The sequence below is a fragment of the Tenacibaculum sp. 190130A14a genome, assembly GCF_964048965.1.
GTDB classification, from domain to species: Bacteria; Bacteroidota; Bacteroidia; order Flavobacteriales; family Flavobacteriaceae; genus Polaribacter; species Polaribacter polynesiense.
In genome coordinates, this window is the sequence record NZ_OZ040189.1 from 2,914,782 (window position 1) to 2,928,041 (window position 13,260).

Annotated in this window: 14 protein-coding genes; 8 read left to right on the forward strand and 6 right to left on the reverse strand. The window is 31.5% G+C overall.

Going from position 1 to position 13,260, the window contains the following annotated elements:
- Window positions 1–28 precede the first annotated feature (28 nt).
- The 3 genes from ABNT22_RS13515 to ABNT22_RS13525 all read right to left on the reverse strand — a co-directional run bounded on the left by ABNT22_RS13515 (window position 29) and on the right by ABNT22_RS13525 (window position 4,047).
- On the reverse strand, window positions 29–1,246 hold the full coding sequence (locus ABNT22_RS13515) for a S41 family peptidase (RefSeq protein ID WP_348718704.1): 1,218 nt from the start codon (window positions 1,244–1,246) through the stop codon (window positions 29–31).
- Between the two features lie 162 nt (window positions 1,247–1,408).
- Entirely contained in the window at window positions 1,409–3,307 is a 1,899-nt protein-coding gene (dnaK, locus tag ABNT22_RS13520) for a molecular chaperone DnaK (protein ID WP_348718705.1), read from the reverse strand.
- A gap of 140 nt (window positions 3,308–3,447) precedes the next feature.
- Window positions 3,448–4,047 carry an NUDIX hydrolase gene (locus ABNT22_RS13525; RefSeq protein ID WP_348718707.1) on the reverse strand — a complete coding sequence of 200 codons (600 nt, stop codon included), beginning with the start codon at window positions 4,045–4,047 and terminating at the stop codon, window positions 3,448–3,450.
- 7 nt (window positions 4,048–4,054) lie between these two features.
- Between ABNT22_RS13525 and pyrE the strand changes: the two genes are divergently transcribed.
- Window positions 4,055–4,708, forward strand: coding sequence for an orotate phosphoribosyltransferase (pyrE, locus tag ABNT22_RS13530; RefSeq protein WP_348718708.1), 654 nt, complete (start codon window positions 4,055–4,057; stop codon window positions 4,706–4,708).
- Between the two features lie 13 nt (window positions 4,709–4,721).
- Window positions 4,722–5,111 carry an SRPBCC family protein gene (locus tag ABNT22_RS13535; protein WP_348718709.1) on the forward strand — a complete coding sequence of 130 codons (390 nt, stop codon included), beginning with the start codon at window positions 4,722–4,724 and terminating at the stop codon, window positions 5,109–5,111.
- Here ABNT22_RS13535 and ABNT22_RS13540 read toward each other — a convergent pair.
- The gene (locus tag ABNT22_RS13540) at window positions 5,108–5,839 is read right to left on the reverse strand and encodes a biotin--[acetyl-CoA-carboxylase] ligase (protein WP_348718710.1); all 732 of its coding nucleotides are present in this window, start codon (window positions 5,837–5,839) and stop codon (window positions 5,108–5,110) included. The two genes, ABNT22_RS13535 and ABNT22_RS13540, sit on opposite strands and share 4 nt — an antisense overlap.
- Window positions 5,840–5,925: 86 nt before the next feature.
- Between ABNT22_RS13540 and rsfS the strand changes: the two genes are divergently transcribed.
- The 6 genes from rsfS to ABNT22_RS13570 are packed head-to-tail and all read left to right on the forward strand — an operon-like array spanning window position 5,926 to window position 10,572.
- Complete coding sequence (rsfS, locus tag ABNT22_RS13545; protein ID WP_348718712.1) at window positions 5,926–6,294, forward strand: ribosome silencing factor; 369 nt, start codon at window positions 5,926–5,928, stop codon at window positions 6,292–6,294.
- Window positions 6,295–6,319: 25 nt separating this feature from the next.
- Entirely contained in the window at window positions 6,320–8,254 is a 1,935-nt protein-coding gene (gene ftsH / locus ABNT22_RS13550; protein WP_348718714.1) for an ATP-dependent zinc metalloprotease FtsH, read from the forward strand.
- Window positions 8,255–8,265: 11 nt separating this feature from the next.
- Window positions 8,266–8,859 (forward strand): LUD domain-containing protein, encoded by a 594-nt coding sequence (locus ABNT22_RS13555; protein ID WP_348718716.1) that lies wholly within the window; start codon window positions 8,266–8,268, stop codon window positions 8,857–8,859.
- Window positions 8,807–9,655 carry a phosphatidate cytidylyltransferase gene (locus ABNT22_RS13560; protein ID WP_348727122.1) on the forward strand — a complete coding sequence of 283 codons (849 nt, stop codon included), beginning with the start codon at window positions 8,807–8,809 and terminating at the stop codon, window positions 9,653–9,655. The genes ABNT22_RS13555 and ABNT22_RS13560 overlap by 53 nt, the downstream gene beginning before the upstream one ends.
- Window positions 9,656–9,670: 15 nt before the next feature.
- Window positions 9,671–9,934: an acyl-CoA-binding protein gene (locus ABNT22_RS13565; RefSeq protein ID WP_348718718.1), complete on the forward strand. Its 264-nt coding sequence runs from the start codon at window positions 9,671–9,673 to the stop codon at window positions 9,932–9,934.
- A gap of 5 nt (window positions 9,935–9,939) precedes the next feature.
- Entirely contained in the window at window positions 9,940–10,572 is a 633-nt protein-coding gene (locus ABNT22_RS13570; RefSeq protein ID WP_348718720.1) for a YceI family protein, read from the forward strand.
- 55 nt (window positions 10,573–10,627) lie between these two features.
- Here the strand turns inward: ABNT22_RS13570 and ABNT22_RS13575 are convergent, their stop codons facing one another.
- Window positions 10,628–11,521, reverse strand: a complete 894-nt coding sequence (locus ABNT22_RS13575) for a hypothetical protein (RefSeq protein WP_348718722.1) — start codon at window positions 11,519–11,521, stop codon at window positions 10,628–10,630.
- A 13-nt stretch (window positions 11,522–11,534) separates the two neighbouring features.
- On the reverse strand, window positions 11,535–13,082 hold the full coding sequence (locus ABNT22_RS13580) for a peptide MFS transporter (protein WP_348718723.1): 1,548 nt from the start codon (window positions 13,080–13,082) through the stop codon (window positions 11,535–11,537).
- Between the last annotated feature and the right edge of the window lie 178 nt (window positions 13,083–13,260).

Consider the following 13,260-nt stretch of genomic DNA (forward strand, 5'->3'; position numbering starts at 1 on the left):
TTGATACTTTAGTAAAAAAATGAATGTATTAGTTCTCTGTAATTTGAATAAGTAAATTATGTAATCTTTCATCTGAAGATACTGCTTCTATAGAAATATCAGGAGTAGTCTTTGCTTCCTCATTCGCACTTCCATCCGGATTGAGTCCCATTTCTCCTGTAAATCTAACTACGATACCGCTGTTAGGTAAAGTCAATAAAAGAGGATCTGTTCCAACCCCATCTCCATTAGTTCGTTCTCCTACTACTTTTCCAATTTTAGTAGTTTTAAAAAAGTGCGCTAAAGCCTCTGCACTTGAATACACTAAACCATCTACTAATAGATAAATATTCCCTTGATACTTTTGAGTAGACTTAGGCGCTATTGACTGTTCTGTTGAATAGATTAAGTATTCATTTGTTTTAAGTTCTTGTGGTAAGTTTTCTAAATCTAAATCTTTGTAGTTATACTTTTTTTTAAAATAACTTGGCTTAAACTTTCGTATTCTTTCAGAGTTTTTAAATCCATAATTGACTGTATAATTCAAGCTATCTTTTATTAAATAACTAACAATATGATCCATCCAATAAGTGGTATCTCCCCCTTCGTTTCCTTGAATATCAATTATTAAATTAGCATAGTTTTTTAGATCATTTTGAAAAAATGTTTTTAATCTTTTTGAATCTTCCGCTACTAAATCATAACTAAAAGATTTTATTCTAAGAATAGCAACATAATCTTCTTTCTTTAAGTCAATCATTAAATTTTGCGTTTCAATACCATCTAAATTTTTTTCTTGGCTCTCTGCTATTTTAGTATGCTTTACTTCTTGTAATTGTTCTTTTATTGAACTCCAATACTTAGTTTTAACAGTATCTGTTTTTTCAAGTTCTTCTACATAAGATTTATACATTCCATATTCTGCCAACGCTCCTTTATAACCTTTGTAAAAATAATCGTAGATTATAGTTGGGTATGTATCGGTATGATCATTATTTAAATCACCTAATATTTCGTTGATAGCAATAAAGAATTCTTTATCGTTCCTTGTTTCCGATATTCTCTTTAAATAATCATTTTTGTTTGCAAGCCAATCTACATTATTCAATCTTTTATTTATATAAAAATAAGGATAAGACTCTTTTAACTCTTTATACAAATACTCAAAATCGTATTTTTTTTCTTCCTCAGACAATTGTGAACTATTATTCTTTACACAACTCGTACCAATTACTGCAACCAAAAGAAGTAGTATGAATTTTCTCATTTTTTAAGTGACTTTAAAATATAACAAAGAAGGAATAACTGAAAACAGCATGAATTAACCCTTGATATACTTCCCAACATCACTTTTAAACTTCCTAAAAAGAAAAAGAGATTGTTCTAAATAAGAACAATCTCTTTTACAATCAATATAAAACTTAGGTGTTTACTTCACTTCTTCGAAGTCTACATCTTCTACATTATCACTTTCAGAAGAAGCATTTCCTTGAGCTTGTTGCTCTGCTCCATTAGCTCCAGCTTGTTGCTGAGCTGCATACATTTCTTCTGAAGCTACTTTCCATGCTTCGTTTATTTTCTCCATTGCAGCATCAATAGCAGCTAGATCTTTAGATTCGTGAGCTTTCTTTAACTCTTCTAAAGCAGCTTCAATTGGTTGCTTTTTATCTGCTGATAACTTATCTCCAAACTCCTTTAATTGTTTTTCTGTTTGGAAAATCATAGCATCTGCTCCATTGATTTTATCTGCTGTTTCTTTAGCTTTAGCATCTGCCTCTGCATTTGCCTCTGCATCTGCCTTCATTTTAGCTATCTCTTCTTCTGATAACCCTGAAGATGCTTCAATACGAATATCTTGAGATTTACCTGTAGCTTTATCTACTGCTGACACTTTTATAATTCCGTTTGCATCAATATCAAAAACTACTTCAATTTGAGGAACTCCTCTTGGTGCTGGTGGAATATCAGTTAATTGGAAACGTCCAATTGTTTTGTTATCTGCAGCCATAGCTCTTTCACCTTGTAACACGTGAATATCTACTGATGGTTGGTTATCTACTGCTGTAGAGAATACTTGTGATTTCTTTGTTGGAATAGTTGTATTTGCTTCAATTAATTTAGTAAATACATTCCCCATTGTTTCAATACCTAAAGATAATGGAGTAACGTCTAATAATAATACGTCTTTCACATCTCCTGTTAAAACCCCACCTTGAATTGCTGCTCCTAAAGACACTACCTCATCTGGATTTACTCCTTTACTTGGTGCTTTTCCGAAGAACTTTTCTACAGCCTCTTGAATTGCAGGAATACGAGTTGAACCTCCTACTAAGATTACTTCATCAATATCAGAAGTAGATAAATCTGCATTCTTTAATGCAGTTCTACATGGTTCAATAGTACGTTTTACTAAATCATCAATTAACTGCTCAAACTTAGCTCTACTTAAAGATCTTACTAAGTGCTTAGGCCCTGAAGCCGTAGCTGTAATATATGGTAAGTTAATTTCTGTTGAAGTTGTACTAGATAATTCTATTTTAGCTTTTTCAGCAGCTTCTTTTAAACGTTGTAAAGCCATTGGATCTTTACGTAAATCCATGTTTTCTTCCGCTTTAAACTCTTCTGCTAACCAACTAATAATTTTTTCATCTACATCATCTCCTCCTAAATGTGTATCTCCATCTGTTGCTAATACTTCAAATACTCCGTCTCCTAATTCTAAGATAGAAACATCATGCGTACCACCTCCAAAATCAAAAACAACAATTTTCTTATCTGAATCTGCCTTATCTAATCCATATGCTAATGCAGCTGCAGTTGGTTCATTAATGATACGACGAACTTTTAAACCTGCAATTTCTCCTGCTTCTTTAGTAGCCTGACGTTGAGCATCGTTAAAATATGCTGGTACTGTAATTACTGCTTCAGCAACATCTTGTCCTAAATAATCTTCAGCAGTTTTTTTCATTTTTTGTAATACCATTGCCGATATTTCTTGTGGCGTATATAAACGACCATCAATATCAACACGAGGAGTATCGTTATCTCCTTTTACTACATTATAAGGTACTCTTTCAGCTTCTTTTTGAGACTCAGAGTATTTGTTCCCCATAAAACGCTTGATAGAATAAACAGTTTTTGTTGGGTTTGTTACTGCCTGACGTTTTGCTGGATCTCCTACCTTACGTTCTCCTCCTTCTACAAATGCAACAATAGATGGTGTAGTTCTTTTTCCTTCTGCATTAGGAATTACTACTGGCTCATTTCCTTCCATTACAGAAACACATGAGTTAGTTGTTCCTAAATCTATTCCTATAATTTTACTCATAATCTTTATTTATACTTTTTTAAGTTTTTAATTCAAATTTACGTTTTGAATTAGTCAAAGTATATGCCAATACAGATTTACAGGAAATTTGACAGAAAAATAAAATAAATTAGTTTTTTTAATGACAGTGTGTCACAAAATCAGACATTTTTATAGCACTCATGCACCAATTTAATATTCGCGTAAGTATCCTTTAAAGCTTCTTTAACTCCATTCTCTCCCCTAAATTCAACTTTAGTAATTCCTTCTTCTAATTGAGGAGTAAGCTTTCCTTTATAATTAGACTTCATTAAATACCAATAGGTCTCTTTCAATCGGTATTCATTATCTTGTACAAACAAATGGTAGGTATTTAAAAGAAAATCAACAATTGAAATATTACTTATACCACACTCTTCTTCTACTTCTCTTACCGCAGTTTCTTTAACAGACTCTCCTTTTTCTATTCTTCCTTTTGGTAAATCCCACTTATTACCTCTATAAATAAATAGAATTTCATTTTCATCATTTAGTACCAAACCTCCAGCTGCAGAAATTACTTTAAACTCCTTTTTAAAATTGTTCCAATCGTTTTCTAAATTGTTACTATACAAATACACTCCTTCGTACTTTCCTAATTTAAGTTTATGAATTAATTCACTTATGGAAACAGTTTTTATAATATATACCGGGTATTTTTCCTCTTTTTTTAGTGATGAGGTTAAGATAATTGGCTTATCATTGACAAAAACTTTATACATTTGCGGTATGGATTTTAACAAAGATACGGCAAAAAAAACAGCTGAACTTCTTTTACAAATAAAAGCTATAAAATTGAGTCCACAGACTCCATTTACTTGGGCTTCAGGTTGGAAATCTCCTATTTATTGTGATAATAGGATTACCTTATCATACCCTCCAGTAAGAAACTTTTTAAAAGAAGAGATTGCTAAATTAGTAGAAGAAAAACACGGAAAACCTGATGTAATAGCAGGTGTTGCCACAGGAGCTATTGCAATTGGTATATTAGTTGCACAAGAACTAGGGGTTCCTTTCGTATATGTTCGACCAGAGCCAAAAAAACATGGTAGAAAAAACCAAATTGAAGGGCATATTGAAAGCGGACAAAATGTAGTAGTAATTGAAGATTTAATTAGTACTGGGAAAAGTAGTTTAAACGCTGTTCAAGCTTTAAAAGAAGCAGACGTTAATGTTAAAGGGATGGTTGCTATCTTCTCTTATGGTTTCGATTTAGCTACTGAAAACTTTAAAGAGAAAAACGTAGAGCTAACTACCTTAAGTAACTATGAGTACCTATTAGAACAAGCTTTAGATAGCCAATACATTACATCAGAAGAATTAAGAATGCTTGAAGACTGGAGAGTATCTCCAAGTACTTGGAAGCAAAACGAAGAATTATAAAAAAACAACATATATGAATATAGAAGGAAATACTATAACTGTACAAAAATCATCAAAAGAGTTATTTGAGTTTTTTTCAAAGCTTGATAACTTTGAACAGTTAATGCCAGAAAACACTCAAAAATTTGAGGTAGATGGAGATAGCTTTATTTTTGGCTTGAAAGGAATGCCAGAAATACGTTTAGTTATGAAAGAAAAAACAGAGTTTTCTAATATTACATTAGGTGCTGCGAGTAGTAAATTACCTTTTACTTTAGCTGCTGATATTAATGAAGTTTCAGAAAATGAAAGTAAGGTTACCTTAAAATTCAATGGAGATTTTAATCCAATGATGGCAATGATGGTAAAAAAACCATTATCAAAATTTATAGAGACCTTAACTGAAAATATAGAAAAAATTTAAGCGAATGAAACCTCTTTGAGGTCGAATTCTTTTAAAGTTTCATCTTCTAATTCTAATTGGAGTTTCCCTTCTTGAGAGACTCCAATTATTTTTCCCATAAATAATTTACCCTCCATTGTTTTAAACATACTCGGAATATTTTTTTTGTAAAGATTATTGAGATATCTAGTTTCCAAAATATCTTCTTCCTTTTTGTTTAATAACTTTATATTTGATTGCAATCTTTCCAAGATTAACTGAAACACCTTTTCTTTTGATATTTCTTGTCCTATAATATTTCTTATGGAAGTTGCATTAGGTAACTCTTCAGTAAAAAAATCTTGATTAACATTTAATCCAATTCCAATTATCGAAGACACAATGAGGTTTCTACTAAGTGAATTTTCAATTAAAATTCCACCTATTTTTTTATTCCCTGACATTATGTCGTTAGGCCATTTAATTGTCAATCTATTTATTCCTAAACTTTTAACCGCTTCAAAAACACTTAATGCCACGGCAAAACTCAAATATCTATGCTGCTCAAACAACAGCGACTCAAACCTAACAAAAGTACTAAAAGTCAGGTTTTTACCCTCTTCTGAAACCCATTTACTATTCATTTGCCCCCTTCCCTTTGTTTGACGCTCAGCAACAACTGTTGTAAAATTGTCAATGACACTATTCTCTGCCATTTCTTTTAAAAAAGAATTGGTAGAATCAATGGCACTAAGTTTGATTATTTTCATGTACGTTTTGTGGTAAAAACAAGTATCAATATTACATAAATTACTCGCAAAAAAATAATAACTTTGCTAAAACTTAATTTTTTTTAATGACAAAAAAACAAGCAACTGCAGATGAATTAATATCTGTTATAATTAAAGGGATTGATGATGTAAAGGGTGAGGACATCCAATTATTAGATTTAAGAGAAATAGACAATACCGTTTGTGATTACTTTATCGTTTGTTCAGGTAATTCAAACACTCAAATAAATGCCATATCTGGCTCTGTACAAAAAATTGTAAGTAAAGAACTTAAAGACAAACCTTGGCATGTCGAAGGAACGGCAAATGCTGAATGGGTTTTAATGGATTATGTGAATGTAGTAGTTCATATTTTTCAAAAACAAGTTCGTGAATATTACGATATAGAAAGCTTATGGGGCGATGCAAAAATCACTCAAATAAACCCAGCGTAATTGCTATTTAATTCATATTCAATTTATGAGCGATAAGAAAAAAAATACACCTAAATTTTCATTCAATTCATTTTGGATATACATTCCTATTTTTGTTATTCTTTTGGGATTAAGCTTTTTTAATTCTGGAAGTTTAGCATCAAGAGATATATCTAAAAATAAGTTTGAAGAAATCTTAAAAGCGAATGACATTAAGAAGATCATTGTGGAGAATAACAATGTTGCTAAAATCTTCTTAAAGGATGAAGCTGAGAAAAAAGAAGAACACAAACAATTAACAGAATCTCCTTTTTACAGAAAAGGCACACCTTTGTATACGTATAACTTCGGTGATTTACAAAACTTCGAAAATCAGATAGATAAAGAAAAGGAAAAGTTAAATTTAGATTTCGACAAGTCTAACATTGAAAAAACCAGTCTTCTTGAAAATATCTTTAACTTTTTACCTTTTATCTTACTAATCGTTATTTGGCTATTCTTTATGAGAAGAATGTCTGGAGCTGGTGGATCTGGTGGTGCAGGTGGACAAATTTTTAACATTGGTAAATCAAAAGCAAAACTTTTTGATCAAGACACTTTGGTTAAAACTACTTTTAAAAATGTAGCTGGTTTAGAAGGAGCTAAAGAAGAAGTTCAGGAAATTGTAGATTTCCTAAAAAGCCCTGAAAAATATACCAAGTTAGGTGGTAAAATACCTAAAGGAGCCTTATTAGTAGGACCTCCAGGAACAGGTAAAACTTTATTAGCTAAAGCAGTTGCAGGTGAAGCGGGAGTTCCTTTCTTTTCTTTGTCTGGATCTGATTTTGTTGAAATGTTCGTTGGGGTTGGAGCATCTCGTGTAAGAGATTTATTCAAACAAGCGCAACAAAAGTCACCATCTATCATTTTCATTGATGAAATTGATGCTATAGGACGTGCTCGAGGAAAAAACAGTATGACTGGTGGTAATGATGAACGTGAAAACACATTAAACCAGTTATTAACTGAAATGGATGGTTTTGGTACAGATACTAACGTAATTGTATTAGCAGCTACCAACCGTGCAGATATTTTAGATAAGGCTTTAATGAGAGCAGGTCGTTTTGATCGTCAAATCTATGTTGACTTACCAGATTTGCACGAGAGAAGAGAGATTTTCGAAGTGCATATTAAACCATTAAAGTTGGCAGACAATGTAAATATAGAGTTCTTAGCACAACAAACCCCAGGGTTTTCTGGAGCTGACATTGCCAACATGTGTAACGAAGCTGCGCTTATTGCCGCTAGAAACAACAAAGAAGCTATTCAACATCAAGACTTTTTAGATGCTGTAGACAGAATAGTGGGAGGTTTAGAAAAGAAGAATAAAGTAATTACTCCTCGCGAGAAAAAGGTTATTGCATTTCACGAAGCAGGGCACGCAACTGTTAGCTGGATGCTTGAGCATGCCGCACCTTTAGTGAAGGTAACTATTGTTCCTCGTGGACAATCTTTAGGAGCTGCTTGGTATTTACCTGAAGAGCGTAAAATTGTTCAAACAGAACAAATGCTTGACGAAATGTGTGCTACTATGGGAGGTCGTGCTGCTGAAAAATTAATTTTTGATAAAATTTCTACTGGAGCTTTAAGCGACTTAGAAAAAGTTACAAAGCAAGCACGAGCTATGGTTACCGTATATGGACTGAATGATAAAGTAGGAAATATTACTTATTATGATTCTGCTGGTAATGACTCGTTTGTCAAGCCTTATAGTGATTCAACTGCAAAGACTATTGACGAAGAAATTTCTAAGATTATCGAAGGTCAATATGAACGTGCTATTGAAATTTTAAAAGAGCATCAAGACAAATTATCTGAATTAGCTGATATTTTATTAGAAAAAGAAGTTATATTTAAAGACGATTTAGTTAAGATATTCGGAACTAGACCTTTCGATCAAGAAAAAGAAAACGAAGTTGTAAACCCTAATACCGAAGAATAGCTTACGTTTTAATGAATTTTTTTAAAAAATTATTTAAATCATATCAAGATTCATCTAGAGACAAGGAAATAAAAGAACAACATGTTAAACTTGCTCTAGATGATTCTTTTGTTCATCATTTTATTAATAAAGGTGGTAAATTTTTGTACTGCACTTCTTTTAATGAAGTCATTGCCAACTTTAAACACATCCTTCAAGAGAATAATTGGAAAAAAATTTCTTGTTCTGATGTTGATTTATTGAAAATTGCAAAGCAAGTAGACGTAAATACATTTGAAAAAAACGATACTAAAATACCTTACTTTACTACTTGTGAACACCTCATAGCTAATAAAGGTGATATTCTTTTTTCTTCAAATCAACTTGGTAGCAATAAACTATCTAGCTTAACAGATCATTTTATCGTTTATGCAACCACAAGTCAGCTTGTTAAAAATACTGGAGAAGGATTAACAGGTATAAAAACTAATTACAAAGGCAACATTCCTACTAACATTAGTTCTATAACAAATTATGTTAAAGAAAATGTAGAAGAGGATAACTTTTTGAATTATGGCAACAGTAATTCAAAAAACTTATATTTGCTGCTCTTTGAAGATTTATAATATGCGAGATCTTTTAACAAGAAGTGTTTCGGCACTTATCTATGCTGCTGTTTTTATAACAGCAATTTTCTTTTCAAAAGAAAGCTATTTAGCAATAATTGGTATTTTCTCTTTGATAAGTTTATGGGAATTTTCAAAAATAATTCAATCTAAAAATTATATATCATTTATAATATTAGCCGTGTTATCAACAATAACTGTCTATGTTTTAGATAAAGAATACCCAGCAATACTATTAGCTTTCTCTTTATTTTGTTTAGCAATATTACTGTACTATCTTTTTTCTTTAAAAAAAATACATTACTCAAATACACAACAGAAAATCTTTCTGAAGTATATATATATTGTACTTCCTTTCTTTTATTTAGCAAAACTTCCTTTTATCAATTCTGAATACACTCCTAGTATCATTCTTTACATCATACTACTCATATGGACCAATGATAGTTTTGCTTATTTAGTTGGAAAAAACTTTGGTAAACATAAACTTTTTGAAAAGGTATCACCCAAAAAAACAATTGAAGGTTTTTTAGGAGGACTTTTATTTGCCATTTTAGCGGGCTTTATCATTGCCAAAAATTCAATAATATTTTCCGTTGCCGATTGGATTATAATCGCCATTATTGTTTCTATTATGGGGAATTTAGGTGATTTAGTGGAATCAAAATTTAAAAGACAAGCAAATGTAAAAGACAGCGGTACTATCATGCCAGGCCATGGTGGACTACTAGATAGGCTTGATAGCTTGTTTTTCCTTGCTCCCTTCGTATATTTGTATATACATTATATAATGTAATATTTTCCAGACTTTATGGCAGATGATTTAGACATCTTATTTGAAGAAGCCTATAAAAAAGCTTCTAGCACTAATGAAAAATTACCACCAGATGTAATGCTAAAACTTTATGCTTATTATAAGCAAGCAGTAAAAGGAGATCATTTTTCATTCAATGCAAATACGGATGCCAATCTTAGAAATGCATTCAAGTTTAATGCTTGGAGGCAACTCAAAGGAATGTCTGAAGATGAAGCTAAAAGAGAATATATAAACTTAGTTAACACAATTATAAAATAATCCTCATGAAAAAAATCGTATTTGCTTTAGCAGTATTGGTATCATCTAGTACTATCATTTCGTGCAAAAAAGAAGCTAAAAAAGAAACTCCAACACAAGAACAAGAAACTGTTGTAGAAAAGAAAGCTAGCTATGTTTTACAAGATGCAAACAATACAATTAACTGGACAGCTTACAAAACAACAGACAAAACTCCTGTAAAAGGACAATTTCAAAAGGTAAATATTACTGCTGGAGGTCAAGGAGAAAGCGTTAAAGAAGCCATTAATAATGTAGAGTTTTCTGTTCCTGTGAGCAGTATCTTTACTAAAGATACTAGTAGGGATTTTAAAATTAAGAAGTTTTTCTTTGCTGTTATGGATCAAACACAATTACTTTCTGGTAAATTAGTTTTAGAAAACGATTCAATTGGTTATGCTGATTTAACCATGAACGGTGTCACTAAAAAACTTCCTTTCAATTATACAATTTCAGAAAAAACTTTCAATATGAATAGTGTGATGAAAATTACAGATTGGAACGCTGAAAAAGCTTTAAGCTCTTTAAACGAAGCTTGTAAAGACTTACATAAAGGTGCTGATGGTGTTTCTAAAACTTGGGATGAAGTTGCCATTGATATCTCATCTACATTCGAATAAAAAGCCAATTATAAATTACAAAAAAGCCTTAGATTTTATTCTAAGGCTTTTCTTTTTATTCTAACATCCAATTCAACAAATCATCAACCTCAACAATTGACCAACTATGCGGATTTCGATCTCCATTAGAACGGTATCCCTTTTCCGATGTTTCTATAAGCGCTACGTTCATCCAACCTTCTCTTTGCAAGCGATAGTACAATTCTTGAATTGTATGTGCATTGGTATCTTTAAAATCTACTTTCCTTACATTTTTATACCAATCTAAATCTGGTTCTATATAAAACCTAGTTTTAATAGTTTTTAATTGAGACATATTCTTAATATTTCTTGTCTTACTAGTATAGGGAGCTACTTTCTGAATATTTTGTAAAACTGAATCTTTATGAAAAGATTCTTCAAAAAAACTAATAATCCATCTTGGTTCCGACAAACGTTCTTCGGATAAATCTTTACGTTCTACATCTTTAAGAGAACTTTCATACAATCCATATAAATCAATCGGAGAATCTATAATAAAACTACCTTGTAACGGTAATTCTTGTGTAACTAACAAATATTGTGACAAGGTGAGTGCGATATTTCCTCCTATAGACATTCCTCCTATAAAGACATTATCAGATTCTAATTTATGAACCTCTATTATAGCCATTATATCTGAAGCCAATTTTCTACAATCTTCTTTTTCAATCCATAATCTTCTTGAAAAATTCATCATTAACACTGATACTCCACGCTTAACTGCTTTATCTATAATAGCAAATTCATTCTTTATAGTCGTAGCATTACCTCCTGCTCCCGGAAACAAGATTAGCACCCCCTTTTCGTTTTGGGCTTTGATTAATTCATAATCTTCCTTCTTAATTACTTTAGCCTTTGTTTCTTCAAAGCTACTCTTGCAACCTATAATAAACACAACTCCTAATAAAACATATATAATTTTCTTCATAGGTTTTTATTTTTTAATGTACACTATTCATCATTTTCTTTATTGGTAATGAAAAAACTACCACAAGTATACCTATAAATGATGCAATAACGCCAAAACTCGCATATACGGATACATATGAATACAATTGCTGAAAAGCCTCTCCTTTGGTTAGTATCATCTCTTTGGACAATCCTGTAACCAATGAAGTAACTTTACCAAAGACTCCATCAGAGAAAACCCCTAATTCTCCATTAGAAACTGCTGTTAGCTTTGCTATTTTTCCTGCAAAAAAATGCCCATAAAAATTAGCGGAAAACCATACTCCCATGATAAAAGCAACATATTTTATTGGAGATAATTCGGTCATCTTAGACAATCCTATTGGCGACAAAAATAGTTCTCCAACTGTATAAACAAATGTTCCGAAAACTAAATAGAACATTGGTGTTCTGGCAAATGCATCTACTTGGTGCGCAGACAATCCAAAAATAACAAAACCTAACCCTAAAAAGAATACTCCTAACCCAAACTTTACTACCGAATTTGGGTTCTTTTTTATTTTACTTAAATAAGTCCATAATACAGAAAAAGGTATGGCAAGAAGAATTATAAACCCTGAATTAATACTATTTGTTTGAGCAGCATTCAATCCCACTAAGTTGACACTTCTATCTGCAAATAATGTTAACGAACTCCCTGCTTGCTCAAAAATTGCCGAAAACAAGGTATATAATACGGTAAAATATACTGCTACTAATAGCTGCTGCCTTTCAATCTTAGTTACTTTTTTCAAAATATAGGTCAAATACATAATTAGAAATGCAGAAACTATCCACACCAAGTAATGTTCGAACTGATGATATCTTACAATCACTGCAAAAACAGGAACAGATAAAAAAGCACAAAGCGTTACTAAATACCCTGATTTCATTCCAAACCTCCTTTTCTCAAAAACTTCTTGATTCGGAACGAGTCCGTACTCGTCAAAAACATTTGCATTTAATCCTCTTTTAAACACCAACAATCCTATTAGCATCCCTATTCCTGCCAATACAAAACCGTAATGCCAACCATATACTTCCGCCAACCATGCACATAGCAGCGGAGCAACTGCTCCTCCAATATTAACTCCCATATAAAAAATGGTAAACCCAGAGTCACGTCTATTATCATCCTCATTATACAATTTCCCAACAAATGAAGATATATTAGGTTTAAAAAAACCATTCCCTACAATTATTAAAGACAAAGAACTATAAAAAAACAATGGATGTTCAAACGTGAGAAAAAAATGACCTAAAGACATCAAAACACCTCCTAAAACAATTGCTTTCCTAAAACCTAAAATTTTATCAGCTAACATTCCTCCTATTAAAGGGGTAACATATACTAAAGACATGTAAGCTGCATAAATTCCAAATGACATTTCATCTGAAAATAGCAAATGCTTCGTCATATATAATACAAGTAATGCCCGCATTCCATAAAAAGAAAATCGTTCCCATAGCTCTGCGAAAAATAAATATAATAACCCTCTTGGATGTCCAAATACATCATTTGTTGACGCTTGTGTTTTCATATAAATAAAGTTTTAGCGAAACTATTTTTTGACTAAAACTTAAAAAAGACTTGTTGTAAATTGTTATAAAAAATAAGGTTTGTGAGTTTCTGTAACTCAAATAAAACAAGACGTTAATAAATATTTAACATTAAAACACTCTTAGTTAATAGTATTACTATTAAATTTGCAATAAGAA